The organism is Bradyrhizobium sp. ERR14 (assembly GCF_014198235.1).
Classification (GTDB): Bacteria; Pseudomonadota; Alphaproteobacteria; order Rhizobiales; family Xanthobacteraceae; genus Bradyrhizobium.
On record NZ_JACIHD010000009.1, the window covers coordinates 112,045 to 135,816 of the forward strand.

General features: G+C 65.2%; 25 protein-coding genes and 1 other RNA gene. 8 read left to right on the forward strand and 18 right to left on the reverse strand.

The genetic code is table 11. The features are described 5' to 3' along the window. Positions 1-217 precede the first annotated feature (217 nt). The 5 genes from GGD62_RS24455 to GGD62_RS24475 form a co-directional block, all read right to left on the reverse strand. Positions 218-1,345 (reverse strand): muconate cycloisomerase family protein, encoded by a 1,128-nt coding sequence (locus GGD62_RS24455; protein ID WP_179738192.1) that lies wholly within the window; start codon positions 1,343-1,345, stop codon positions 218-220. Further along, complete coding sequence (locus GGD62_RS24460; RefSeq protein ID WP_183710630.1) at positions 1,342-2,097, reverse strand: SDR family NAD(P)-dependent oxidoreductase; 756 nt, start codon at positions 2,095-2,097, stop codon at positions 1,342-1,344. Before GGD62_RS24460 ends, GGD62_RS24455 begins: the two co-directional genes overlap by 4 nt. Next, on the reverse strand, positions 2,097-2,891 hold the full coding sequence (locus GGD62_RS24465) for an amino acid ABC transporter ATP-binding protein (RefSeq protein ID WP_018320793.1): 795 nt from the start codon (positions 2,889-2,891) through the stop codon (positions 2,097-2,099). Before GGD62_RS24465 ends, GGD62_RS24460 begins: the two co-directional genes overlap by 1 nt. After that, complete coding sequence (locus tag GGD62_RS24470) at positions 2,888-3,550, reverse strand: amino acid ABC transporter permease (protein WP_179738199.1); 663 nt, start codon at positions 3,548-3,550, stop codon at positions 2,888-2,890. The genes GGD62_RS24465 and GGD62_RS24470 overlap by 4 nt, the downstream gene beginning before the upstream one ends. Before the next feature lie 244 nt (positions 3,551-3,794). Next, positions 3,795-4,640 carry a transporter substrate-binding domain-containing protein gene (locus tag GGD62_RS24475; protein ID WP_028140845.1) on the reverse strand — a complete coding sequence of 282 codons (846 nt, stop codon included), beginning with the start codon at positions 4,638-4,640 and terminating at the stop codon, positions 3,795-3,797. 182 nt (positions 4,641-4,822) lie between these two features. Between GGD62_RS24475 and ffs the strand changes: the two genes are divergently transcribed. From ffs to GGD62_RS24500, 5 genes are all read left to right on the forward strand, one after another. Beyond that, an RNA gene (ffs, locus tag GGD62_RS24480) (signal recognition particle sRNA small type) lies at positions 4,823-4,919 on the forward strand. Between the two features lie 95 nt (positions 4,920-5,014). Beyond that, on the forward strand, positions 5,015-6,829 hold the full coding sequence (locus GGD62_RS24485; protein WP_018320790.1) for a DNA polymerase III subunit gamma/tau: 1,815 nt from the start codon (positions 5,015-5,017) through the stop codon (positions 6,827-6,829). A gap of 28 nt (positions 6,830-6,857) precedes the next feature. Further along, positions 6,858-7,178 (forward strand): YbaB/EbfC family nucleoid-associated protein, encoded by a 321-nt coding sequence (locus tag GGD62_RS24490; protein ID WP_018320789.1) that lies wholly within the window; start codon positions 6,858-6,860, stop codon positions 7,176-7,178. Between the two features lies 1 nt (position 7,179). Further along, positions 7,180-7,782 carry a recombination mediator RecR gene (gene recR, locus GGD62_RS24495; RefSeq protein WP_018320788.1) on the forward strand — a complete coding sequence of 201 codons (603 nt, stop codon included), beginning with the start codon at positions 7,180-7,182 and terminating at the stop codon, positions 7,780-7,782. A gap of 27 nt (positions 7,783-7,809) precedes the next feature. Next, on the forward strand, positions 7,810-8,247 hold the full coding sequence (locus GGD62_RS24500) for a hypothetical protein (protein ID WP_183710632.1): 438 nt from the start codon (positions 7,810-7,812) through the stop codon (positions 8,245-8,247). 135 nt (positions 8,248-8,382) lie between these two features. Here the strand turns inward: GGD62_RS24500 and GGD62_RS24505 are convergent, their stop codons facing one another. Next, on the reverse strand, positions 8,383-9,747 hold the full coding sequence (locus tag GGD62_RS24505; protein ID WP_183710633.1) for an AmpG family muropeptide MFS transporter: 1,365 nt from the start codon (positions 9,745-9,747) through the stop codon (positions 8,383-8,385). 200 nt (positions 9,748-9,947) lie between these two features. Beyond that, complete coding sequence (locus tag GGD62_RS24510; RefSeq protein ID WP_092251775.1) at positions 9,948-11,144, reverse strand: DNA recombination protein RmuC; 1,197 nt, start codon at positions 11,142-11,144, stop codon at positions 9,948-9,950. A gap of 170 nt (positions 11,145-11,314) precedes the next feature. Here GGD62_RS24510 and def point away from each other — a divergent pair, with 170 nt between their 5' ends. The 3 genes from def to truA all read left to right on the forward strand — a co-directional run bounded on the left by def (position 11,315) and on the right by truA (position 13,719). Then, a complete protein-coding gene (gene def, locus GGD62_RS24515) occupies positions 11,315-11,839 on the forward strand; it encodes a peptide deformylase (RefSeq protein ID WP_092251777.1) in 525 nt (174 codons plus the stop codon). A 200-nt stretch (positions 11,840-12,039) separates the two neighbouring features. Continuing rightward, positions 12,040-12,975, forward strand: a complete 936-nt coding sequence (gene fmt, locus GGD62_RS24520) for a methionyl-tRNA formyltransferase (RefSeq protein ID WP_183710634.1) — start codon at positions 12,040-12,042, stop codon at positions 12,973-12,975. Between the two features lie 6 nt (positions 12,976-12,981). Then, the gene (truA, locus tag GGD62_RS24525; protein ID WP_183710635.1) at positions 12,982-13,719 is read left to right on the forward strand and encodes a tRNA pseudouridine(38-40) synthase TruA; all 738 of its coding nucleotides are present in this window, start codon (positions 12,982-12,984) and stop codon (positions 13,717-13,719) included. 176 nt (positions 13,720-13,895) lie between these two features. On the opposite strand, the gene dapE is transcribed toward truA, so the two are convergent. The 11 genes from dapE to rpmH all read right to left on the reverse strand — a co-directional run bounded on the left by dapE (position 13,896) and on the right by rpmH (position 23,680). Next, on the reverse strand, positions 13,896-15,062 hold the full coding sequence (dapE, locus tag GGD62_RS24530; RefSeq protein ID WP_183710636.1) for a succinyl-diaminopimelate desuccinylase: 1,167 nt from the start codon (positions 15,060-15,062) through the stop codon (positions 13,896-13,898). Further along, complete coding sequence (locus GGD62_RS24535; RefSeq protein ID WP_312014286.1) at positions 15,059-15,817, reverse strand: DUF805 domain-containing protein; 759 nt, start codon at positions 15,815-15,817, stop codon at positions 15,059-15,061. Before GGD62_RS24535 ends, dapE begins: the two co-directional genes overlap by 4 nt. Before the next feature lie 128 nt (positions 15,818-15,945). Further along, entirely contained in the window at positions 15,946-16,791 is an 846-nt protein-coding gene (dapD, locus tag GGD62_RS24540; RefSeq protein ID WP_018320778.1) for a 2,3,4,5-tetrahydropyridine-2,6-dicarboxylate N-succinyltransferase, read from the reverse strand. Positions 16,792-16,919: 128 nt separating this feature from the next. Continuing rightward, complete coding sequence (locus tag GGD62_RS24545) at positions 16,920-17,612, reverse strand: pyrimidine 5'-nucleotidase (RefSeq protein WP_092251787.1); 693 nt, start codon at positions 17,610-17,612, stop codon at positions 16,920-16,922. A gap of 188 nt (positions 17,613-17,800) precedes the next feature. Beyond that, positions 17,801-18,787 (reverse strand): DUF1036 domain-containing protein, encoded by a 987-nt coding sequence (locus tag GGD62_RS24550; RefSeq protein ID WP_183710790.1) that lies wholly within the window; start codon positions 18,785-18,787, stop codon positions 17,801-17,803. Positions 18,788-18,942: 155 nt separating this feature from the next. After that, entirely contained in the window at positions 18,943-19,830 is an 888-nt protein-coding gene (gene argB, locus GGD62_RS24555) for an acetylglutamate kinase (protein WP_018320775.1), read from the reverse strand. Positions 19,831-20,082: 252 nt separating this feature from the next. Further along, complete coding sequence (locus GGD62_RS24560; RefSeq protein ID WP_177236889.1) at positions 20,083-20,448, reverse strand: DUF423 domain-containing protein; 366 nt, start codon at positions 20,446-20,448, stop codon at positions 20,083-20,085. After that, complete coding sequence (yihA, locus tag GGD62_RS24565) at positions 20,448-21,101, reverse strand: ribosome biogenesis GTP-binding protein YihA/YsxC (protein WP_183235615.1); 654 nt, start codon at positions 21,099-21,101, stop codon at positions 20,448-20,450. The genes GGD62_RS24560 and yihA overlap by 1 nt, the downstream gene beginning before the upstream one ends. 132 nt (positions 21,102-21,233) lie before the next feature. Further along, positions 21,234-23,087, reverse strand: coding sequence for a membrane protein insertase YidC (gene yidC / locus GGD62_RS24570; RefSeq protein WP_018321164.1), 1,854 nt, complete (start codon positions 23,085-23,087; stop codon positions 21,234-21,236). Positions 23,088-23,103: 16 nt separating this feature from the next. Continuing rightward, positions 23,104-23,517 (reverse strand): ribonuclease P protein component, encoded by a 414-nt coding sequence (rnpA, locus tag GGD62_RS24575; RefSeq protein ID WP_018321165.1) that lies wholly within the window; start codon positions 23,515-23,517, stop codon positions 23,104-23,106. Between the two features lie 28 nt (positions 23,518-23,545). Next, complete coding sequence (gene rpmH / locus GGD62_RS24580; protein ID WP_008542748.1) at positions 23,546-23,680, reverse strand: 50S ribosomal protein L34; 135 nt, start codon at positions 23,678-23,680, stop codon at positions 23,546-23,548. Positions 23,681-23,772 lie beyond the last annotated feature (92 nt).

Consider the following 23,772-nt stretch of genomic DNA (forward strand, 5'->3'; position numbering starts at 1 on the left):
CGTTTCCGGATGGCCCGACGGGGACGGGCGTGTTGGGCCCGACCATACGATAGGGAGTTGGCGAGGGGAAGGATGGCGCCCCGCTCTTGCTGCATACACGGTCGTCGTTTGAAGCGTCGTTCCGCGGTACAACGACCTGTGTTCATCGTTAGATCACGCGGTACGGGTCCCGGCGTTCGCCGGGACGACAGCGGAGTTTGTAGCTGCGACCGCAGGCTCACACCTCCGCCAGCACCCTTGCATTGGCGCGGATCGAGGCCTCGCTGACGCGAATGCCGAGGCCGGGGCCGTCGGGCACCACGACATGGCCGGCGCGGTTGGCGACGCGCTCCTCCAGCACGTCCTCGGTCAGCACATGATGGGGCATGTAGAATTCGCAGCCGAGCGAAATGCCAGGCGTCGCCGCAATCAGCTGCGTGCCGGCGGCTAGGCCAATGCCGCCTTCCCACAGCGTGCCGCCATAGCCGGGCAGGCCGGCGATGTCGGCGATGGCCATGATCGCCTGCGCCTCGAACAGGCCGCCGGCCTTCATCAGCTTGATCGAAACGGCGTCGGCGGCCTCGCGGCGCACCACTTCCATCATGTCGCGGCGGTCGAAGCAGCTTTCGTCGGCAAGCACGGGCGTTTCCAGCGCCGCGGTGAGCTGGGCCATCACGTCGAGATATTTGCGCGGCACCGGCTGCTCGATGAAGGTCGGCGCGAACTCTTCGACGTCGCGCAAAATCTTGATGGCGCCGAACGGCGCGAGAGCCTGGTTGTAGTCGACGCGCAGATCGACCTTGTCGCCGAACTCCTTTCGGATCGCTTCGAGATGGTCGAGATCCTCGCGATGCGGCTTCACGCCGGTCTTGACCTTGTAGATGACATTGCCGTCCGGAACCATCTTTCGCATGCGCTCGAGATCGGCGGCGAAATCCGGATCGGCGATGGAGAAGGAGAGGGGAATGGTGTCGCGCACGCGGCCGCCGAGGAGGTCGGCGACCGAGAGCCCTGACGATTTGCCGACGATGTCGAGCAGCGCCATCTCGATGGCGACCTTGGCTTCGGCATGGCCGACCAGCGCGCGGTCGAGCTCGGCCATCAGCGCACGAACGCGGCGCACCGGCTTTTCGAGGACGATGGGACGCAAGTAGATATCGAGCGCGGCGAACGCGGCTTCCGGCGTTCCCGTGAACACTTCCCACGGCGCCGCCTCGCCCCAGCCGACCACGCCGTCGCTCGCGGTGAGCTCGATCAGCACGCGCTTCACCGTGCCCTTGACGTTGCCGACGCCCTGCAGGCGCGCCATCTTGATCGGGCTCTCGATCAGGAACAGCCTGAGACGTTCGACGGTTGCTTCGCTCATGTCAGGCCTCCATTGACGTGCCAGACCTGGCCGGTGACGTAGGATGCTTTTGGGGATGCCAGGAAGGCGATGATCTCGGCGACCTCTTGCGGTCGCCCGCGGCGGCGCATCGGGATCAGCGCTTCGGTCGCGGCGATCTGCTCGGGCGATAGCCGGCTCTCGCTCGGCTTGTCCTTGACGATGAGGCCGGGCGACACCGCGTTGACGGTGATGCCGTCGCTGGCGAGCTCGATCGCGGTCAGTCGCACCAGCGCTTCCAGCGCGGAACGGCTTGCGGCCGTTGCCGCGAACGGCGCGAATTCGGGCCGGATCGCGTGCGCAACGAAGGAGGACACGGCGACGATCCGTGCATCATGCCCCGCGCGCAGCAGTGGGAGCGCGGCATCAACCAGACGCGTGAAGGCCAGCGCAGACTCGTCCATCGCCTGCCGGAATTGATCCGCCGGCGTGCCGATCGCGCTGCCGCGGCGGGCATGGCCGCCGACCAGGATCAATCCGTCGAGCCGGCCGAAGGCGGCCTTCGCGGCGGCGATGGCGTCGGTGGCCGCGCTCTCCTCGGCGAGATCGCCAAGGCAACTTGCTGCCACGGCGCCTTTCGCTTCAATGTCCGCCGCGGTGGCTTGAAGACCTTCTGCGTTCGATCGCGTGTGGAGCAGAAGCCCTACGCCCGGCGCGGCGAGCAGTTTGGCGGTGGCGCGGCCGATGCCGCTGGCGGCACCGGTGACGAGATAGACGCGGTTGATATCGGACATCACGATGCCGTTGTGGCTGGCGGCAGCGCGCCGGTGCGGTGGAAATGGCTGAGGAAAGCGCGGGTGGCGGCTTCCTTTGGGTTGTCGATCACCTGCCGCGCCGGGCCTTCCTCGACCACGACGCCGTCGCGCATGAAGATGAGGCGGTCGGCGACCTCGCGGGCAAAGGCGATCTCATGCGTCACGATCACCATGGTCATGCCCTCGGAGGCCAGTTGCTGGATCACGTTCAGCACCTCACCGACCAGTTCGGGATCGAGCGCCGAGGTCGCCTCGTCGAACAGCATCACGTCAGGCTCCATCGCGAGCGCGCGCGCAATCGCGACGCGCTGCTTCTGTCCGCCGGACAGCGTCGCCGGATATTGGTCGGCCTTCTCCGCAAGCCCCACCTTGGCGAGCTGCGTCCGCGCAAGCTTTTCGGCGTCGGCCTTGGCCATGCGCCGCACCGTGACCGGTCCCTCCATCACGTTCTCAAGCGTCGTCATGTGCGGGAACAGATTGAAGTGCTGGAACACCATGCCGGTGGTGGCGCGGAATTTTGCCAGCGTCTTCACGTCGGGCAGCTTCGCACCGTCACCGAACGCAAAGCGCGTGTCGCCGACACGAACGCTGCCGCCATCGGGCACGACCAGCAAGTTGATGCAGCGGAGCAGCGTCGACTTGCCCGAGCCTGATGGCCCGATCAGCGCGACCACGCCGCCCTTGGCGACGTCGAGATTGATGTTCTTCAAAACCTCGTTGCTGCCAAAGCTCTTGCGCAGGCTGCGGATCTCGATCTTTTGCGTCTCGCTCATTCGCTGACCGCCAATCGCTTCTCGCCGCGGCGGACGAGGATGGTGAGGGGAATCAGGATCGCCGCATAGGCGACCGCGACCGCGGTGTAGGTCTCCAGCGGCCGGTAGCTGTCATGGGCGGCGACCTGGCTCTGATAGACGAGGTCGGGCACTGCCAGCACCGAGACCAGCGAGGTATTCTTGAACTGGATGATCGACTGGTTCATCAGCGCCGGGATCATGCGCTTGATGGCCTGCGGCAGCACGATGCGCCGCATGGTCTGGATCGGCGTCATGCCCAGCGCGGCGCCGGCTTCGGACTGCCCGCGGTCGATCGAGATGATGCCGCCGCGGATGATTTCCGAATAGAACGAGCCGCCATAGAGCGAGAGCGCCAGCGCCGAGGCCGTGATCGGCGTCATCTCGACGCCGGCGAGGATCGGCAGCGCGTAATAGAACCAGATCAGCTGCACCAGGATCGGCGTGCAGCGAAACGCCTCGATGAAGGTGAGGGCGAGGAGGCGGACGGGCTTGAAGCGTGACAGGCTGCCGAACGCGCCGAACAGGCCGAACAGCAGGCCGCACACGACGATGACCACGGTGAAGCCGACGGTGACGCCGAGCCCGTTGAGAAAGAGCCAGCGATAGCTCCAGAGGATGCCGAAGTCCCACTGATACATGTGTGTTTTTACTCAGCCGGCGAAAAGCTTGGAACGGTGTCGCGTCGTTCTCGGTGCACCCTCCCGCTTGCGGGGGAGGTCGACGCGCTCGGCAGCGCACTTGCGCGCCAGAGCGCGGCGGGTGGGGGCTCTCTCCTTTGGGGGAGTCTCTTTGTGGAGAAACCCCCACCCCAACCCTCCCCCGCAAGCGGGAGAGGGGGCAGAGCGGAGTGCGCGGAGATAGCCAGCCTAACCTTACCGGTTGTTACAGCGAAACGCCCGGCGGAATGTCCGCTTCGGTCACGCCCACCAGCTCCATGTTTGTGATGATCGCGTTGCGGATGAAGCCGAGGCCCTTGTTGAAGTCGATCCAGGTGTTGACGTAGTCGCGCCAGGTCTTGTCGGTCTCGCGGCGGAAGCCGGCATTCGAGGTCGTGGCGAAGATCGGCGTCGGCAACACGAGCTGGCCGAGCGAGGGGTTCTTCTTCAGCACGGTCAAGGACAGCATGGTGATCAGACACTGCGCGTCGACGCGGCCGGTCTGCAGCGCGGCGGTGGCGTCGTCCGCGGTCTTCAGCCGCGTGATCTGCGCCTTCGGTGTCAGGCGGCTGACGACCTGATCGTGCGAGGAGCCCTGGTCGACCGCGATCTTGATGTCGGGTGAGTTCAGCTCGGCCCAGCTCTTCGGCTTGAAGTCCTTCTTGCAGAGGATGGCGAAGGCGTTGTTGAACACCGGCACCGAGAAGTCGACCACCAGCGCGCGCTTCGGGGTCGGGTTGAGGCCGAAGAAGATGTCGATCTTGTTGGCCTGCAGATCGAGCACCGAATTGCCCCAGGTGGTCTCGGTGATCTCGAGCTCGGCCTCCATATCGTCGGCGAGCCCCTTGGCGATGTCGATGTAGAAGCCCTTCCACTGACCGCTGGAGAGATCCTTCATGTAATAGGGAGCGCCGCCGCCGACCGCGCCGATCCGCATCTTCTTGGTCCGGCGGATCCGGGCGAAGGTCGATTCGTTCGGATCGGCGGTCTGGGCCACGGCGGGCGAAGCCAGCGCGGCCGCGGTCATCGCGCCAAGTCCGACAATCGATGCAACATCACGACGTGTAACCATTGGGATCAATCGCTTTTCTGGTTGGGACAGGTTCCGGCAGGTTCATACCAAGGTCGCACTTTCAGTGAAAGCACAGCCTATCGGCTGGGCAGATCGGGAATTGCCCGGATGCTGGGCAGGCACCGTCGATCAAGGGCGATCGCCGCTTGCTTTCCGCCCCTTTTGGCCCCAAATAGGGACCGGGAGATTGGCGGTGGACGAGCCACTCGCCAACCGGGTCAGGTCCGGAAGGAAGCAGCCCTAACGAGGTCCGGATCGGGTCGCTCGTCAGTCTCCTACCTGTTTTTCGAGCGAATCAGCGCCGGCGGCACCAGCCGCCAGCGCGCTCCTTTCCGCAAAAGCCGGCCAAGAGACATTTCATTGCGGATCGACCGATGACCGACGCTGGCGCCCCTCCCAACCCCGACAGCGCCGGCCCGGGCAACGCGCCCTACCGGGTGCTGGCGCGCAAATACCGTCCCTCCAGTTTCGACGATCTGATCGGCCAGGAAGCGGTGGTCCGCACCGTCTCCAATGCGTTCGAGACCGGGCGAATTCCGCAGGCCTGGATCCTCACCGGCGTCCGCGGCGTCGGCAAGACCACCACTGCGCGCATCCTGGCCCGTGCACTCAACTACGAGATGCCGGATGGTTCGGTGAAGGGCCCGACCATCCACATGCCGACCCTGGGCGTGCATTGCCAGGCGATCATGGAAAGCCGGCACATGGACGTGCTGGAAATGGACGCGGCCTCGCACACAGGCGTTGACGACGTCCGCCAGATCAATGACAGCGTGCGCTACGCGCCGGCCAGCGCGCGCTACAAGGTCTACATCATCGACGAAGTCCACATGCTGTCGACGGCGGCGTTCAACGCCTTCCTGAAGACGCTGGAGGAACCGCCGGAGCACGCCAAATTCGTGTTCGCGACGACCGAGATCCGCAAGGTTCCCGTCACCGTGCTGTCGCGCTGCCAGCGTTTCGACCTGCGCCGCGTCGAGGCCGACGTGCTGATGAAGCACCTCGCCAATATCGCCGCGAAGGAAAGCGTCGAGATCGAGCCGGAGGCGCTCGGCATCATCGCGCGCGCCGCCGAAGGCTCGGTGCGTGATTCGCTGTCGCTGCTCGATCAAGCCATTGCCCATGCGGCAGGCACGGTGAAGGCCGACGCGGTCAGGCAGATGCTGGGGCTCGCCGACCGCACCCGCGTCATCGACCTCTTCGATTCGCTGGCGCGCGGCGATATCGCCGCCGCCTTCAAGGAGTTCCGCGACCAGTACGACGTCGGCGCCGATCCCATCGTCGTGCTCTCGGACCTTGCCGAATTCGTCAATTTCGTCACCCGCGTGAAGGTCATTCCGGCGATTGCCGACAACGTCGCCTATGGCGAGACCGAGCGGGTTCGCGCCAAGGAGTTCGCCTCGAAAATCTCGATGCGCGTGCTGTCGCGGATGTGGCAGATGCTGCTCAAGGGCATCACCGAGGTGCAGGCCGCAACGCGCCCGGCTGCGGCCGCCGAGATGGTGTTGGTGCGCATCGCCTATGTCGCCGACCTGCCGACGCCGGACGAAGCGATCAGGATGCTGGAGCAGAACGGCGGCGGCTCGCCGGTCGCGAGCGGCGGCGGCGCTGCACGCAGCGTACCGGCCGCGCCGACGGCCTCCGCAGCGCCTGTTCGCATGCCGACCTCGTCGCCTTCATTTGGCGGTGGTGGTGCGCGGCCGCAGATGGCCGCACCTGCGCCGGATCCGCAAGGCGCGGCGCCGGCGTTGCGCATCACGAGTTTCACCCAGCTCGTCGCGCTGGCCGGGCAGAAGCGCGACATCATGACCAAGAGCGCGCTCGAAGGCGACATGCGCCTCGTCCGTTTCGAGGAGGGCCGGCTGGAGGTCGCGCTCGAGCCGAACGCCTCCAAGACCATGATCTCCGAGCTCGCGAGGAAATTCGAGCTGTGGACCGGCCGCCGCTGGACGGTGATCGTCTCCAACGAGCAGGGCCAGCCGACGCTGCGCTCGGTGAACCAGGCGGCGAAGCAGGAGCATGCCCGTACCGCGGAGGCCGATCCGCGCGTGCGGGAGGTGCTGTCGCGTTTCCCCGGCGCGAAGGTTGTCGAGGTCCGCAGGCTTGCCCCCGAGACGCCGGAAGCCAATATAAACGCTGACTATGGCAGTGACGATCCGCCCGACGGTTCCGACGGCGACGATCTCTGAGCCCATCTTTTTCCAAGGACGAGCACCGATGGCTGATTTTCTCGGCATGATGAAGCAGGCGGCGCAGCTGCAATCCAAGATGCAGGAGATGCAGGAGCAGCTGGGCAACGTGGAAGTCGAGGGCATTTCCGGCGGCGGCCTCGTCGCCGTGCGCATGACCGCGAAGATGGACGTCAAGGGCATCAAGATCGACCCCTCGCTGATGAAGCCGGAAGAGCGCGAAGTGCTCGAAGATCTGCTCGTGACCGCGCTCAGTGATGCCCGCCGCAAGGCGGAGACCGCGATGCAGGAGAAGATGCAGTCGCTGACCGGCGGTCTCGGCCTGCCGCCGGGGTTGTTCGGCCAATAAGATGGGCGCGGTTGCAGGTCCCGAAATCGAGCGGCTGGTGCAGCTTCTCGCGCGGCTGCCGGGCCTCGGTCCGCGCTCGGCGCGGCGCGCGGCGCTGCATCTGATCAAGAAGCGCGAAGCGCTGATGATGCCGCTGGCCTCGGCCATGCAGGTCGCGCTCGACAAGGTCCAGGTCTGCAAGACCTGCGGCAACATCGATACGCAAAATCCCTGCACTGTCTGCACCGATCCGAAGCGCGATGACGCCATCATCGTCGTCGTCGCCGACGTCGCCGATCTCTGGGCGCTGGAGCGCGCCAATGCGACCCAGGGTCGCTATCATGTGCTGGGCGCGACATTGTCGCCGCTCGACGGCGTCGGCCCGCAGGATCTGACCATCGACGCGCTGGTCGCGCGCGCACATGATTCTCGGGTGCATGAAATCATCCTGGCGCTGAATGCGACGGTAGACGGCCAGACCACGGCGCACTACATCACCGACCTGCTTCAGGACGCCAACGTAAAAGTAACCCGGCTGGCCCATGGTGTGCCTGTCGGTGGCGAGCTTGATTATCTCGATGAAGGTACGCTATCGGCCGCGATGCGGCAGCGTACCCTGTTCTAGCCATCCAGACTTTACGGAACGGACGACATGACGAAACTTTTCGCCACACGCTTGGCTTTGGTCGCGACGATGATGCTGCTGGCGGGCCCGGCCATCTCCGCGCAGCAGGACGACGGGGCGCCGCCGCCGTCCAAGCCCGGCAAGCCGATCAACGCCGGCGAGGTGTTGTCCGGCGAGTTGAACGCCTTGAAAGTGCGCGACGTCAAGAATGCCGGCAAGCGGGTTGCGACCTACCAGATCACGTCCGAGCCGCGCCGCCTGCCGCCGCCGAACGGGTTGTGCAATCTCGAGACCGGGCCCGAGACCTTCCAGCTCGTTCCGAGCGGCGATGCGCAAGCGGCGCAGCTGAAGACGTTCGTCGGCAAGGAAATCTCGGTCAAGGTCGACGAAGTCGCCTGCGCCAGCGATCCCGGCCAGATGAGCGAAGCCGTGATCACGAAGTGGAGCCTGATCAAGAAGCAGTAGGGGGCGGCGAGGCGACATGCCGTAGGGTGGGCAAAGCGAAGCGTGCCCACCACCTCTCTGGAATTCCTGGCGCGATGGTGGGCACGGCGCGTCGCGCCTTTGCCCACCCTACGAGACCTTCAAACTACGAGACCATCACACCCTGACTGGCCCCAGCGCCTCAAAATGCCCGCGCTTCTGCAACCAGGCGAGCAGCAGCAGGCTCGGAATCGCCACCAGCACGCAGATCACGAAGAACAGCGGCCAGCCCGTCGTCTCCGCGACATAGCCCGCACTCGACGACAGATAGGTCCGCCCCACCGCCGCGAGCGCGGTGAGCAGCGCATATTGCGTCGCCGTGTGCAGCGGGTTCTGGCACAGCGCGGAGAGGTAGGCGACGAAGATCACGGTGCCGATCGCGCTGGTGAAGTTCTCGGCGCAGATCGCGAGTGCCAGCGCCCATTGATTGGTGCCGACCATTGCGAGCCAGGCAAAGGACAAATTGGCCAGCGCCTGCACCACGCCGCCGATCCAGAGGCTGGTCGCGAGCGAATAACGCCGCGCGACGAAGCCGCCGGCAAACCCGCCGATCAGGGTGGCGGCGAGGCCGACGCCCTTCACGATCGCCGCATAATCGTTGCGGGTGAAGCCGAGGTCGATCACGAACGGCGCCGTCATCGTGCCCGAGAAGGCATCGGTGAACTTGAACAGCACGACGAAGGCGAGCGCGGCGAGTGCGTCCTTGCGCGACAGGAATTCGGAGAACGCGCCGATCGCCGCGCTCAACACACGTGCAAATGCGGTCTCGGTTTGTGTCGCAGCTTCCGCCTGTGCGGATTGCGCCGGCTCGGTCGCCACCAGCGCGGTGATCGTGCCGATCAGCACCATCGCGGCCATCACCACGTAGCCCCACATCCACGCCGAGGTGCGGGCTATGCCGGTGCCTTCGAAGCCCGAGACGATGAACAGCGCGCCCGCGGTCGAGACCAGCATTCCGATGCGGTAGGCCGCAACGTAAGCCGCCATGCCGGCGGCCTGCTCGCTCTCCGGCAGGCTCTCGACGCGGAAGGCGTCGACCACGATGTCCTGCGTCGACGACGTCGTCGCCACCAGCAGCGCGCCCAGCGCGACGTAGAACGGCGAGCTGGCCGGGTCGGTCATCGCCAGCAGCAGGATCGCGACGATCAGCAGTAGTTGCGAAAACACCAGCCAGCCGCGCCGCCGCCCGAACGCCCGGGTGAACAGCGGCACGTGCAGCGCATCCACCAGCGGGGCCCACAAGAATTTCAGCGTGTAGGGCGTGCCGACCAGCGCGAACAGCCCGATCGTCTTCAGATCGACCCCGGCCTCGCGCATCCACACCAGCAGCGTCGAGCCCGACAACGCCAGCGGCAGGCCGGAAGAGAAGCCGAGAAACAGCACGATCAGCACCCGCGGCTGCAGGTAAACGGCAAGGCTATCGCGCCAGGAGGCGGCGGGAGCGGAGGTCGCGGCGGGGGAGGTCGCGTCGGGAGCGGTCATGGGACGGTGTTAGCAGATTCTGGCCGTGATGCCTCGTCTCCCTCTCCCCGTTCTTACGGGGAGAGGGCGGGGTGAGGGGCCTCTCTCCGCGGATGAAGTCGCGGAGGGACCCGTACCCCCTCACCCGGATCGCACCGGACGATGCTTTGCATCGCCGAGGCGATCCGACCTCGCCCTGCAAGCGGGGAGAGGTGAAGATGTCACTCCCCCGCCTGGAGCTTCCGCGGGAACAGCTCACTTGCGCCCGTCGCCACCAGCCGCGGCCCTTCCGCATCGCTCTTGCTGAAATCGAGCTCCTCAATCCTTCCGGCACGCTTCTCGATCTTGTCGGCGGAGATCAGGATCTGGCGGACGTCCTCGTTCGCATCGGAAAAGTGTTTCTGCAATTTGACCACGCGATCCCTGAGGCGTCCCAGATCGTCGCCGAGCTTGATCACTTCAGTCTGAATCTGGTCGGCGGCATCGCGCATGCGCGCGTCCTTCATGATCTGCTGCATCACCTGGATCGCGAGCATCAAGAGCGAGGGCGACACCAGCACCACGCGGGCGCGATAGGCCTTCTGGATCACGTCGTCGAAACCGTCGTGGATCTCGGCGTAGACCGATTCCGACGGCACGAACATCAGCGCCATCTCCTGGGTCTCGCCGGTGACGAGATATTTTTCCGCGATGTCGCTGACATGCTTCATCACGTCGCCGCGCAGCCGCTGCGTGGCGACGCGCCGCTCCTCGTCGGTGCGGGCGTCGTGCAGCGCCGTCATCGCCTCCAGCGGAAATTTCGCGTCGATGCAGAGCGGGCGCTGGTCGGGCAGGAACACGACGCAGTCCGGCCGCTTTCCCGTCGAGAGCGTGAACTGGAACTCGTAGGCGCCCTTCGGCAGACCGTCCTGGACGATCGCCTCCATCCGCGCCTGGCCGAAGGCGCCGCGCGACTGCTTGTTGGCGAGCACGTCGCGCAGGGTCGTGACCTGGGTGGTGAGATCGGTGAGGTTCTTGTGGGCGCTGTCGATGATGCCGAGCCGCTCGTGCAGTGCGCGCAGGCTCTCCATGGTGTTGCGGGTCGAATGTTCCATCGACTGGCCGACGCGATGGGTCACCGAATCCAGCCGCTCGTTGACCGCGCGCGCCATCTCGGCCTGGCGTCCCGCCAGCGCCTGGGTCATGGCGTCGACCCGCCCTGAGGATTCGCTCTGGGCGCGCAGCACCTCGCTGAGGCGCTCCTCGAGCTCGTCGGCCCGGATCGCGTGCGCCATCGCGAGTTCCGCGCCGCGTCGGCCCGAGCGGGCGATCACGACGGCGATGACCACCAGGAGGATGAGGACGAGCGCGCCGAAGCCGATCAGCGCATCGATCGTGCGCACCGGCCAGTCGCCCAACATGAAAATGATCTCGTTCATGCCGCCCTTCTAGCCGATTCGCTGGCTCCAGCGAACGAAGAGGGAACGTTGACGGTTAATGGTCCCCTAATTTTCATGGTTAATGAAAAGCGAAGTTTTATGGTTAGCGGAGAGTTAACGGGGTTCCCGGCCGCATTGACCGCACCCGGCGCGGGGCTTAAATCGCGGCCATGGCCCTCAGAGAAATCATCATCCTGCCCGACAGGCAGCTGCGTCTGGTCTCCAAGCCGATCGAGAAGGTCACCTCGGAGATCCGCAAGCTTGCCGACGACATGTTCGAGACCATGTACGACGCGCCCGGCATTGGCCTCGCCGCGATCCAGATCGCGCAGCCGCTGCGGCTGATCACCATGGACCTCGCCAAGCGCGACGAGAACGGCGAGACCACGCCGCTTCCGCGCGTCTTCATCAATCCCGAGATCATCGCCTCGTCCGAGGAGCTGTCGGTCTACGAGGAAGGCTGCCTCTCGATCCCCGAATATTACGAGGAGGTCGAGCGCCCTGCGAAGGTGCGCGTCCGCTTCACCGATCTCGACGGCAAGGTGCACGAGGAGGACGCCGAAGGCCTCTATGCCACCTGCATCCAGCACGAGATCGACCACCTCAACGGTGTCCTGTTCGTCGACTATCTGTCGAAGCTCAAGCGCGACCGCGTCATGAAGAAGTTCGAGAAAGCCGCCAAGCGCGCGGAGTGAGTTTTGGTGCTGCCCGCATTCCCCTGTGCTCCCTCCCCACAAGGGGGGAGGGCGGGGGAGAGGGGTAGCCCAGGCGGAAGTCTATCCGTCATCTGAATCGAGTGCGTGCCGCGAACGCTTGTCCCGAAAGAGCGCGTCGTGTGGCACCCCTCTCCCTAGCCCTCCCCCCTTGTGGGGAGGGAACGCATCGAGTCCTTGTCATGCCCCTCCGCCTGATCTTCATGGGCACGCCCGATTTCTCCGTGCCGACGCTGCTCGAGCTGGTCGCGCACGGCCATAAGATCGTCGCCGTCTACACCCGCGCGCCGAAGCCCGGCGGGCGGCGCGGCCTGCAATTGCAGCCGACCCCGGTCGAAGAAGCTGCGCGAAAGCTCGGCATTCCCGTGCTGACGCCGAAGACGCTGAAGACCCAGGAAGCGCTCGACGAGTTCAGCGCGTTCGACGCCGATGCCGCCGTGGTCGTCGCCTACGGCATGATCCTGCCGCAGGCGATCCTCGATGCGCCAAAACTCGGCTGCTACAATCTGCACGCCTCGCTGCTGCCGCGCTGGCGCGGCGCAGCGCCGATCAACCGTGCGATCATGGCTGATGATGCCGAGAGCGGCGCGATGGTGATGAGGATGGATGTCGGCCTCGACACCGGCGATGTCGCCATGGCCGAGCGGCTCGCGATCACCGACAATATGACTGCACTCGATTTGCACGATCGTCTCTCCCGCCTCGGCGCCGATCTCATGGTGCGCGCGATGGCCGCACTCGCCCGCGATGGGCTCCAGCTCAAGAAGCAGAGCGAGGACGGCGTCACCTACGCCGCCAAGATCGACAAGGCCGAGGCGCGGATCGACTGGACGGGGCCGGCGCGCGCGGTGCTGCGCCACATCCACGGCCTGTCGCCGTTTCCCGGCGCATGGGCCGAGCTTGCCGGCGTCAGCGAGAATGCGCGCGTCAAGATCCTGCGGTGTGAATTGGCAAAGGGGTCGGGCGCGCCGGGCGAAGTGCTCGATGACAAGCTCACCATCGCCTGCGGCGAGGGCGCCATCCGCATCATCGAGCTCCAGCGCGAGGGCAAGGGCCGGATGCAGGCCGCGGACTTCCTGCGCGGCGTGCCGTTGAAGGCGGGAGCGAGGTTCAACTAATCAGCGATGCCCCGCTACAAGCTCACCATCGAATATGACGGCGCGCCGTTTTTCGGCTGGCAGATCCAGGACACGCTGCCCTCGGTGCAGGGCGCGCTGGAGGCGGCCGTGAAGGCGATGACCGGCGCGGATTTGCGGGTGCACGGCGCCGGCCGCACCGATGCCGGCGTGCACGCGCGTGGCCAGGTCGCGCATGTCGACATCGACAAGCAGTTTCCGCCGGGCCGGTTTCGCGACGGGCTCAACGCGCATCTGCGCCCGCATCCGATCGCGGTGCTGGAGGCGGAGATCGTGCCTGACACCTTCGAAGCGCGCTTCTCGGCGGTGAAGCGCCACTACCGCTACCGCATCGTCAACACCCGCGCCAATCTCGCGCTCGACATCGGCCACGCCTGGCGCGTGCCGCGCCGGCTCGATGCCGACGCGATGCATGCGGCGGCACAGCGCCTGCTCGGCAAGCACGATTTCACCACGTTCCGCGACACCGAGTGCCAGGCCAAATCGCCGGAGAAGACGCTCGACCAGCTCGACGTGCTGCGTGACGGCCGCGACATCACCATTGTCACCTCGGCGCGCTCGTTCCTGCACAGCCAGGTGCGCTCGATGGTGGGCTCGCTGGTCTGGGTCGGCGAGGGCCGCTGGACCGCCGACGATCTCTCCGCAGCGCTGGAGGCGCGCAACCGCGCCGCCTGCGGCATCGTCGCCCCGCCGGATGGGCTGTATCTGATGAAGGTGGATTATTAGAGGTGTGAGAGCGCAGAGACTGCGCGCTCTCTCCACACCCTCGCTGTCATGCCCCGGCTTGACCGGGGCATCCAGTACGCCGCGGCCTTTCGGTTCGATCACTATCGTCTCTGGAATACTGGATCGCCCGGTCCTAGTGCGCAATTGCGCACTGGCCGGGCGATGACAGCGGAGTATTAAGCAAAATACCGCGTCAAAATCCCGCGATAGACCTGCGTCAGCTTCTCCAGATCCTTAACCGGCACCCGTTCATCGACCTGATGCATGGTCTGGCCGACCAGCCCGAATTCGATCACCGGGCAATAGCTCGAGATGAAGCGCGCGTCCGACGTGCCGCCTGACGTCGACAGCTCGGGCTTCCGCCTCGTCACCTCCTCGATCGCGGACACCGCGAGATCGGTGAACGGGCCGGGCTTGGTGACGAACACGTTGGAGTTCGAGGGCTCCCAGACGATGCGGGCCTTGATGCGGTTGCCGCAGGCTTTTGTCAGCCGCGTCTCGACCAGCTCGCGCAAGGAGGCCTGGGTGTGGTTGTCGTTGTAGCGGATATTGAACTTGGCGCGGGCCTCGCCGGGGATCACGTTGTTAGCTTTGTTCCCGACATCGACCGAGGTGAACTCGAGATTGGAGGCCTGGAATTGCGCGCTGCCATGGTCGAGCGGCTCGTCGGAGATCGCCACGATCAGCCTGGCGATGTCAGGCACCGGATTGGAGGCGCGGTGCGGATAGGCGACATGGCCCTGCACGCCATCCACGTACAGCGTGCCGGATTGCGAGCCGCGGCGGCCGACCTTGATGGTGTCGCCGAGCGTCTCGACATTGGAGGGCTCGCCCAGCACGCAATGGTCGAATTTTTCGCCGCGCTCGGCCGTCCATTTCAACAGCTTGATGGTGCCGTTGATGGAGACGTCTTCCTCGTCGCCCGTAATCAGGAACGAGATTGAGCCCTTTCCGTCGCTGCGCGGCTGGCCGCCATTGGCGGCGAGATGCTCCAGGACAGCCGCGACCGAGCAGGCGATGCCGCCCTTCATGTCGACCGCGCCGCGGCCGTGCAGGACGCCGTCCCTTACCTCACCGGAGAACGCACCGACGCTCCAGGCGCTCTCGTCACCTGCTGGTACCACGTCGGTGTGGCCGGCAAAGGTGATGTGCGGGCCTTCAGTGCCGATCCGCGCATAGAGATTGTCGACGTCGGCAGTGCCTTCCTCGCTGAAGGTCACGCGGTGGCAAGTGAAGCCGGCGGCGGTGAGGGCTTTTTCGAGCACCCGGAGCGCACCGGCATCTTCAGGGGTTACCGAGGGGCAGCGGATCAGATCGCGGGCAATGGACAGAGCATCGGTCATGCGCCCCGCTTAACATGCATGCCGCCGGGTGGGCTAGCGCGGGGCGGGACAATTTCGATCTCGCGGCTCTGGTCCCAGCTTTTCGCAGGGGGAGCGGCGGATGCGGAGCCATCGTCAAAGTCGCCGAGCGGATCGGGGCCGAAGCGGTTGTGGCCCGCAGTGCCGGACCGGCAGAACATTTCGACGAGGCCCCACAACCATAGCAGTGCGGCAGTCAGGTTGAGCGAAAATATCCAGCTTGATTTGGGCAGCAGGTCGGCGAACTGGCTGAACAGGCCGGGCAGGAAGAAGAACGGAACGATCCACCAGCCGCTCTTGTCGCGGTCATGGAGTCGCTTGATCGCCGTCGCGAGATAGATCCAGAAGAACAGCGCCATGCCGGACGCCTTGAGGATCGAGCCCGCGAGATCAGCTGATGCCAGCGCGTGGGAGACGCGGGGGTCGATAAGCTTGAAGAGGCCGTCGAGTCCGAAGTCGAAATCGAGCTCAATTCCGAGCTTTAGGGTGGACCTCGTCCCTCCGACGATTCCGATGACTTGACCGGCAATCTCCAGCAAGCCCGCCAGCAGCGCGACGATCAGCAGCGCCTGCCACAGCAGCGCGCGGTTGATGCGACCGTCGAAGCGGAACAGATACCAGGTCCAGTCCATGCGAACGGCTCCGGGCGGGAGGAGCCGCCCGAAGATTGGTCGCGATGGAGGGAGAGGGGGTTCGAACCCGTCATCCTGAGGTGCGAGTGGCGCGATGCAAAGCATCGCGCCGGGAGCCTCGAAGGATGAACGGCCCGCGATGTCGCCGCCAGCCGGGCCGTCGCCCTTCGAGGGCCGCTGAAGGAGCGGCCACCTCAGGGTGACGGGGATGGGTCTGGGATCGTCGCTCTAGCTCAATCCCGCAGCAGCTCGTTGATGCTGGTCTTGGAGCGCGTGCGCTCGTCGACGCGCTTGACGATGACGGCGCAGGCGGTGCTCGGGCCGATCTGGCCGTTCTTCATCGGCTTGCCGGGCAGCGCGCCGGGCACCACCACCGAATATTCGGGCACTTCGCCGATGAAGACCTCGCCGGTCTCGCGGTCCACGATCTTGGTCGAGGCGCCCAGGAACACGCCCATCGCCAGCACCGCGCCCTTGCGCACGATCACGCCCTCGGCGACCTCGGAGCGCGCGCCGATGAAGCAATCGTCCTCGATGATCACGGGCTCGGCCTGGAGCGGCTCGAGCACGCCGCCGATGCCGGCGCCGCCGGAGATGTGCACGCGCTTGCCGATCTGGGCGCAGGAGCCGACCGTGGCCCAGGTGTCGACCATGGTGCTCTCATCGACATAGGCGCCGAGATTGACGAAGGACGGCATCAGCACGACGTTCTTGGCGATGAAGGCCGAGCGGCGGACGACGGCGCCAGGCACCGCGCGAAAACCGGCGTCGCGAAAGCGGTTCGGGCCCCAACCTTCGAACTTCGAGGGCACCTTGTCCCACCAGCTCGCCTGGCCGGGGCCGCCGGGAATGACGTCCATGTCGTTGAGGCGGAACGACAGCAGCACCGCCTTCTTCAGCCATTGATTGACCTTCCACTTGCCGTCGGCCCCGCGCTCGGCAACGCGTGCCTCACCCCTGTCCAGGGTCTCCAGCGCCTGGTCCACGGCTTCGCGCACCTCACCCCTGGTCGACGTCGAGATGCCGTCACGCGCGTCGAAGGCACTGTTGATGGTGGATTCGAGGGCTGCAAGAGACATCGGGATTTCCTCTGGGGGAAGGCGTGGTTTCGTGTGAATTGGAGCGCTTTTTCGGGATTTGGCGGGGGAGAGTCAAGGCATACTCCGCTGTCGTCCCGGGGCGCGAAGCGAGCCCGGGACGACAGCGGTTATTTGGGCGACAACCCCGCTAAAAACCCCGTCAGATCATCCGTGACGTGGTCGACATGGGCAGCATCCCGGCCTTCCAGTTCCCAATCCTCCCGCACCACCTCCTTCGTTCCGTCCGGCACCACCAGCACGGTGGTCATGCCGAGCTGGTGCGGTACGGTGAGGTTGCGGGCGAGGTCCTCGAACATGGCGGCGCGGGTCGGATCGACCGCGTGGTCGGCGAGGAATTTCTGATAGGTCTGCGCCGCCGGCTTCGGCTCGAACTGGGCGGCGATGATGTCGAACACGCCGTCGAAATGCGTTGCCAGGCCGAGACGCGCCAGCACCGCATCGACATGGTCGACCGAGCCATTGGTCAGGATCAGCTTGCGCCCCGTTAATTTTGCGATGGCCTCGCCGAGCGCAGGGTTCGGCTCCAGTGGCGAATGGTCGATCTTGTGGACGTAGGCGAGATAGTCGTCGGCGGACACGCCATGCAGGGTCATCATGCCGCGCATCGTGGTGCCGAAACGCAGGTAATAATCCTTCTGCAGTTTTCGCGCTTCCGTCGGCGTCACCTGCAGCCAGCTCGACACGAACTCGGTGATCCGCACATCGACCTGCTGCCACAGATTGACGTGATGCGGATACAGCGTGTTGTCGAGGTCGAATACCCAGGTGTCGACATGGGCAAAGGTGCGGGGTTGGTTCATATCAACATTCTCAGCTCGTCGTCCCGGACAAGCGAAGCGCGATCCGGGACCCATCACCACAGGGAGTGGTTTGGCGAAGATTCGGGGTGACCAGCTTCGCGCCACAACCACTCCCTGTGGTTATGGGTCCCTGCATTCGCAGGGACGACAGCGGAGTTTGTGGCGCCGCGACCATCACAGCAACACCATCACGGCACCGCAAAGCGGAGCGTCTTGCCGCCGCTCGACATGTCCACCGCGCCAAATCCCGTCGCCCCGAAACCGCGCGCGCCGCAATCGGTCTGCTCAACGGTCTCGAACTTGGTCTCGCGTGTGCAGAGCTGCCTGTCGCCGCCCCAGTTCAGCGGCCGGTCCTTCAGCTTGACGGCGCGGTTGTCGGCGCCGACGGCCTCCGCGAAGCTGAAGATCTGCTTCGGCTGGCCGGACACGTCAGGATGCAGGCACGTCTTGGGATCGATGCGATACCAGCCGCGGCTGGTCACGGACTTGCCGTCGTCGGTCGCGATCGCCGCCATCACCTTGTGCGGCGTATCGTTGCACCAGGTGAGGCCGGTCGCGGACGGCGTCTGCACCGCATCGACCATGGTCTTGAAGAAGTTTTGCGAGCCCACGATGTCCGAGGACAATCCGCGGCTCTTCAGGAACGCGGCCAGGGCTGCCTGCGTCTTCGGCCCGTCGACGCCGTCGATCGGCGCGGCGACGTAGCCCGCAATGACCAACAGCCGCTGGATGCCGGCGAGGCGGGCCTGCTCGTCGTCATATTCGGAATCCTCGGCGAGATAGGCAATGAGGTTGCCGTCCGCGCTTTGCGTCGGGGTGACTTGCGTAAACGCGGCCTGGATCTGGCCAGTGCGGCATTGCCGGGCCGCAGCAATGACGAAATTGTCCTGCGCGACACAGAGCATGTCGCTGCCGTTCTGCGGGATCGGGGAGGCGCCATAGACACCGAGCGCGCGGGCATTGAGCAGGATGCGGTCGGCGGTCAGCGTGCCCTGCACGACCACGCGGCAGGTGGCGGGATCGACCCTGAACCAGCCGCGCGTCGCGGTCGCCGCCTTGTCGTCGATGCCGATCGCGGCCTCGACGACGTAGGACATGCGGTTGCAGATCTTCAGATCGGCGAAGGCCGGCACCGAGGAGAACAGGAACGAGACGGCCGCCGCCGGCAACGCCATCAGGAAGCGGGTCAGGGGCGAGCGGCGATTTCTCCGCTCTCTCCGCTCGTCATGGCCGGGCTTGTCCCGGCCATCCACGTTCTTGGCGCGGATCGAAAGATCGTGGATGGCCGGGACAAGCCCGGCCATGACGGTTTTCTTTGTCCGCTCGTCTCTCACTTGTGGATCAGTGTTCCCGTGCCCTGGTTGGTGAAGAGCTCGAGCAGCACGGCGTGCTGCATCTTGCCGTCGATGATGACGACGCCCTCGACGCCCTGCTCGAGCGCATAGATGCAGGTCTCGACCTTCGGGATCATGCCGCCGGAAATGGTGCCGTCGGCGATCAGCTTGCGGGCATCCTTCACCGACAATTGCGGGATCAGCTTCTTCGACTTGTCGAGCACGCCGGGCACGTCGGTGAGCAGCAACAGCCGCTTGGCCTTCAGCGCGCCGGCAACCGCACCGGCAAAAGTGTCGGCATTGATGTTCAGCGTCTGGCCTTCCTTCGAGGTTGCGAGCGGCGCCAGCACCGGGATCAGCTCGTAGCCGATCAGCTGGTTGAGCAGCGTGAGGTCGACCTTCTCGGGGTCGCCGACGAAGCCGAGATCGATTGCCTTCTCGATGTTCGAGCCCGGATCGATGATGGTGCGCGTCGTCTTCGACGCCTTCACCATGTTGCCGTCCTTGCCGGACAGCCCCACGGCCTTGCCGCCGGCCTCGTTGATGTAGCCGACGATCTGCTTGTTGACGGAGCCGGCGAGCACCATCTCGACGATCTCGATGGTCGCCGCATCGGTGATGCGCAGGCCGGCGGCGAATTCCGAGACGATGCCGAGACGCTTGAGCATGGTCGCGATCTGCGGCCCGCCGCCATGCACCACCACCGGATTGATCGCGGTCTGCTCCAGCAGCACGATGTCGCGGGCAAAATTCTTCGCGGTCTCCTCGTCGCCCATGGCATGGCCGCCATATTTGATGACGATGGTTTCCTCGTCATACTGCTGCATATGCGGCAGCGCTTCCGACAGGATGCGGGCCTGGTCGAGCGGGGAGATGTCGGTCATGTCGCGGATCTCGCTGGCGGGACTGGAGCGGCCTGCGTTCTATCCGATTGGCGGGCGTGGCGCAAAGTGTGGTGTTCGTTCTTACCCTCCCCTGGAGGGGGAGGGTCGATCGCGCGTAGCGCGAGCGGGGTGGGGTGATCTCTCCACACGGGCACTACTTCTATGGAGAGACTGTCACCCCACCCCGCTACGCATTTCGCTTCGCTGCATGCCTGGCGACCCTCCCCCTCCAGGGGAGGGTAAGAAGGCGTATCACTTCCTCGCCGCCACCGCCGCCGCACTCACCGCCAGCCAGCCCAAAATCATCACCGTCCCGCCCGTCGGCGCCGCCATCGGAAACAGTGAGTGTCCGGCAAATTGCCGCAAGGTGAGGTCGCCCGCGAACAGCATGGCGCCGATCACGAAGCCGAATGCGCCGATCAGGCCAATTCCGCCGTGCAGAAGGCCGCGCGCGAGCAAGGCGACAGCTGCAAGTATGGCAGTTGCATGAAACAGCAGCATCGCGCTGGCCGAGGCCAGCCGGCTCGCATCGCCGCCATGCGCCGAGGCGGCGGCCAGCGCGACGCCGGCGGCGCCCATCAAGCCGGCAAGCCCGATCAGCAGGCGCTGCGCCACCATCACGAGGCCCGCTCTTCCAGCAGCTTGGCCATCGCGGCGCGCAAGCTCTCCATGCCGGTCGAGCTGCGTGACGAGGTCGCGAGCACGTTCGGGAAGGCGGCCGGATGCTTGGCCAGCGCCGCCTCGCTCTCGGCGATGCGCGATTGCAGCTCGGAGGCCTTCACCTGGTCGGCCTTGGTCAGCACGATCTGGTAGCTGACCGCCGAGCGGTCGAGCGTCTTGAGGACCTCGAGGTCGACCTCCTTGAGGCCATGCCGCGCGTCGATCAGCACGTAGACGCGCGCAAGCGAGGCGCGTCCCAGCAGGAATTTGTGGATCAGCTCGGTCCAGGACGCGACCTGGCTCTTGGGCGCTTTGGCATAGCCGTAGCCGGGCATGTCGACCAGGCGCAGGTCGGTCTTGCCGGGCACCTCGAAGAAGATCAGCTCCTGGGTGCGTCCCGGCGTATGCGAGGTGCGCGCCAGCGCGTTGCGCCCCGTCAGCGCGTTGATCAGGCTCGACTTGCCGACATTGGAGCGCCCGGCAAAGGCGACTTCCAGCCCCGCCATCGGCGGCAGCGTCTGGATCGAGGGCGAGGCCCAGATGAACTGCCAGTCGCGTGCGAACAGCTTCCGCCCGGCCTCGATCAGCTTCGCATCTTTGTCGTCGGTCATGCGAAGCTCTTTGCTTCCTGTCATTCCGGGGCGATGCGAAGCATCGAGCTCTGGTGCGCTATTGCGCACTTGAGAATCTCGAGATTCCGGGTCTGGTGCTTCGCACCATCCCGGAATGACAGAGTGTGAGACTTACGTCGCCTTCTTCGCGAACGTCGCCTTGAGATTGTCGAAAAGCTCCACCTTCACCCCGTTGCGGCGCATGATGTAGCTCTGCTGGATCACCGAGAGCAGGTTGTTCCAGGCCCAGTAGATCACGAGGCCCGCCGGGAAGCCCGCCAGCATGAAGGTGAAGATCAGCGGCATCCAGTTGAAGATGATCTGCTGCGTCGGATCCGGCGGCGTCGGGTTCAGCTTCATCTGGAACCACATCGTGATGCCCATGATGATCGGCCAGATGCCGAGCGCGAGGTAATGGCCGAACACCGGGATCGTGGTCGGATCGAACGGGATCAGCCCGAACAGGTTGAAGAGGTTGGTCGGATCCGGCGCCGAGAGGTCCTTGATCCAGCCGTAGAACGGCGCGTGCCGCATCTCGATGGTGACGAACAGCACCTTGTAGAGCGAGAAGAACACGGGGATCTGGATCAGCACGGGAAGACAGCCGGCGACCGGATTGATCTTCTCCTTGCGGTAGATCTCCATCATCTCCTGCTGCTGCTTCACCTTGTCGTCGGGGTAGCGCTCCTTGAGCGCCTGAAGCTGCGGTTGAACCGACTTCATCTTCGCCATCGAGGCGTAGGACTTGTTCGCCAGCGGGAAGAACAGCAGCTTCACGATCACGGTCACGAGCAGGATCGAGATGCCGAAATTGCCGAAGAAGCGGTAGAAGAAGTCGAGGCCGAGGAACATCGGCTTGGTGATGAAGTAGAACCAGCCCCAGTCGATCAAGAGATCGAAATGGTTCAGCCCCAGCTCCTTGTTGTAGCCGCCGAGGCCGGCGAACGGGAATACGCCGACCACGCCGGCTTCCTTGGCGCCGGCGAACAGCCGCGCGTTCGCGGTCGCAGTGCCGCCGATCGCGACGGTGACGGGGTCGAGCAGGTAGTCGGTCTGGTAGGTGTGGACGTTGCCGGATGGGTTCGACGAGAAGCGCGCCTGCAACTGGGCATTGGTATCGGGCAGCAGCGCCGAGGCCCAGTACTTGTCAGTGATGCCGAGCCAGCCGTTGGTGACCTTGAAGTCCACCTTCTTGCTTTCGTCGATCTTCTTGTAGGCATATTCCTGCAGGCCCTGGTCGCCGAGATAGCCGATCAGGCCTTCATGCAGGATGTAGTAGCCGGAGACCTGCGGCGCACCGTGGCGCGAGATCAGCGCGAACGGATAGAGCGTAACCGGCGCATTGCCGACATTGCTCACCTCGTCCTTGATGGTGAAGAGATAATGGTCGTCGACTGCGATGGTGCGGCGGAAGGTGAGGCCATCGCCATTCTCCCATTTCAGCACCACCGGCGTCGTCGGCGTCAGGCTGCCGCTGCCGTCCTGCTGCCAGACGGTCTGGGCATCAGGCATCTTCGCCGTCACGCCCGTTGCCGCCACCCAGCCGAATTCGGCGTAATAGGGCTCCGCGGTGCCCGAGGGCGAATAGAGGATGATCGGCGGCGATTTCGGATCGACCGTTTCGCGGAATTGCACCAGCGCGATGTCGTCGATGCGGCCGCCCTTCAGCGCGATGCTGCCGGCAATCCGCGGCGTGTCGATCTTCACGCGCGGGCTGGCTGCAATGGCGGCCTCGCGCGCCACCACGGGCTGGGCCTGCTGGTTCGCGCCCGGCGTTGCCGGCTGAGCGGCGTTGCCCGGCTGCTGCGGCGCCGCGCCCGGCGTCGCGGAGGCCGACGGCTGCGGCGTGGTCTTCTGGAGCTCGGCCTGCGTCTGCTGCTGGGCGCGCTGCTTCTCCATCTGCGGAACATTGTAGAAATATTGCCAGGCGATCAGGACGAGGCCCGACAGAATGACGGCGAGGATGGTATTGCGATTGTCGGTCATCTCTGGGGTCTCGTCATCAATCCGGTTTGCGGCTGGCAGCAGGAGCGGGGCGGGGCCCGGTACGGTCAGTCCTCGGGCTGCGTCCCTTCGCAGGTCCCTTGGCCGTATGCCGCGCCGGCTTCGTGAACGCCATGCGCAGATCGTCGAGCATGGTGGCGAAGTCGCGCGAGAGCGCGCCGCTTCGTCCGACCAGGACATAATCATGATGGGGCTGCATCGACACCGGATCGAGCCGCTTCACCAATTCGCGAAGCCGGCGCCGGATACGATTGCGCGCGGGGGCGTTGCCGTTCTTTTTGGTAACGGTGAAGCCAATCCGGATCGGGCCGCCGTCATCGCGGGGGCGGCTTTGCAGGACGAACGCGGGACTGTTCACCCGCGCGCCATTGGCAACGGCGAGGAAATCCGCCCGCTGCCTCAGCCGATCCATGATGAAATCCCGGAAAAGGGGGTCCGGCTCAGGCGCTCAGACGCTTGCGGCCGCGGGCGCGGCGGGCGGCGAGAACCTTGCGGCCGCCGGCAGTGGCGAGACGAGCACGGAAGCCGTGACGGCGCTTGCGCACCAGTTTGCTGGGTTGATAAGTCCGCTTCACGGGTTTTTCTCCGCTGACCGGGCAATTTGCCTGTAGAATTGATGGTAAAGTCCGGAAGATGCGGCCCAAAACGAGCCGTTTCCGGCCCCAAG

What these genes read in the sequence shown, in the direction of transcription:
- dapE (WP_183710636.1), bottom strand. Translation starts at nt 15,062, where the DNA reads ATGACCGATGCTCTGTCCATTGCCCGCGATCTGATCCGCTGCCCCTCG.
- GGD62_RS24535 (WP_312014286.1), bottom strand. Translation starts at nt 15,817, where the DNA reads ATGCTTTGCATCGCGCCACTCGCACCTCAGGATGACGGGTTCGAACCC.
- GGD62_RS24475 (WP_028140845.1), bottom strand. Translation starts at nt 4,640, where the DNA reads ATGGTTACACGTCGTGATGTTGCATCGATTGTCGGACTTGGCGCGATG.
- GGD62_RS24545 (WP_092251787.1), bottom strand. Translation starts at nt 17,612, where the DNA reads ATGAACCAACCCCGCACCTTTGCCCATGTCGACACCTGGGTATTCGAC.
- GGD62_RS24550 (WP_183710790.1), bottom strand. Translation starts at nt 18,787, where the DNA reads ATGGCGTTGCCGGCGGCGGCCGTCTCGTTCCTGTTCTCCTCGGTGCCG.
- GGD62_RS24465 (WP_018320793.1), bottom strand. Translation starts at nt 2,891, where the DNA reads ATGAGCGAGACGCAAAAGATCGAGATCCGCAGCCTGCGCAAGAGCTTT.
- GGD62_RS24485 (WP_018320790.1), top strand. Translation starts at nt 5,015, where the DNA reads ATGACCGACGCTGGCGCCCCTCCCAACCCCGACAGCGCCGGCCCGGGC.
- recR (WP_018320788.1), top strand. Translation starts at nt 7,180, where the DNA reads ATGGGCGCGGTTGCAGGTCCCGAAATCGAGCGGCTGGTGCAGCTTCTC.
- GGD62_RS24510 (WP_092251775.1), bottom strand. Translation starts at nt 11,144, where the DNA reads ATGAACGAGATCATTTTCATGTTGGGCGACTGGCCGGTGCGCACGATC.
- GGD62_RS24560 (WP_177236889.1), bottom strand. Translation starts at nt 20,448, where the DNA reads ATGGTGGCGCAGCGCCTGCTGATCGGGCTTGCCGGCTTGATGGGCGCC.
- argB (WP_018320775.1), bottom strand. Translation starts at nt 19,830, where the DNA reads ATGACCGACATCTCCCCGCTCGACCAGGCCCGCATCCTGTCGGAAGCG.
- truA (WP_183710635.1), top strand. Translation starts at nt 12,982, where the DNA reads ATGCCCCGCTACAAGCTCACCATCGAATATGACGGCGCGCCGTTTTTC.
- dapD (WP_018320778.1), bottom strand. Translation starts at nt 16,791, where the DNA reads ATGTCTCTTGCAGCCCTCGAATCCACCATCAACAGTGCCTTCGACGCG.
- GGD62_RS24470 (WP_179738199.1), bottom strand. Translation starts at nt 3,550, where the DNA reads ATGTATCAGTGGGACTTCGGCATCCTCTGGAGCTATCGCTGGCTCTTT.
- fmt (WP_183710634.1), top strand. Translation starts at nt 12,040, where the DNA reads ATGCCCCTCCGCCTGATCTTCATGGGCACGCCCGATTTCTCCGTGCCG.
- GGD62_RS24455 (WP_179738192.1), bottom strand. Translation starts at nt 1,345, where the DNA reads ATGAGCGAAGCAACCGTCGAACGTCTCAGGCTGTTCCTGATCGAGAGC.
- GGD62_RS24505 (WP_183710633.1), bottom strand. Translation starts at nt 9,747, where the DNA reads ATGACCGCTCCCGACGCGACCTCCCCCGCCGCGACCTCCGCTCCCGCC.
- GGD62_RS24460 (WP_183710630.1), bottom strand. Translation starts at nt 2,097, where the DNA reads ATGTCCGATATCAACCGCGTCTATCTCGTCACCGGTGCCGCCAGCGGC.
- def (WP_092251777.1), top strand. Translation starts at nt 11,315, where the DNA reads ATGGCCCTCAGAGAAATCATCATCCTGCCCGACAGGCAGCTGCGTCTG.
- rnpA (WP_018321165.1), bottom strand. Translation starts at nt 23,517, where the DNA reads ATGGATCGGCTGAGGCAGCGGGCGGATTTCCTCGCCGTTGCCAATGGC.
- GGD62_RS24490 (WP_018320789.1), top strand. Translation starts at nt 6,858, where the DNA reads ATGGCTGATTTTCTCGGCATGATGAAGCAGGCGGCGCAGCTGCAATCC.
- yidC (WP_018321164.1), bottom strand. Translation starts at nt 23,087, where the DNA reads ATGACCGACAATCGCAATACCATCCTCGCCGTCATTCTGTCGGGCCTC.
- yihA (WP_183235615.1), bottom strand. Translation starts at nt 21,101, where the DNA reads ATGACCGACGACAAAGATGCGAAGCTGATCGAGGCCGGGCGGAAGCTG.
- GGD62_RS24500 (WP_183710632.1), top strand. Translation starts at nt 7,810, where the DNA reads ATGACGAAACTTTTCGCCACACGCTTGGCTTTGGTCGCGACGATGATG.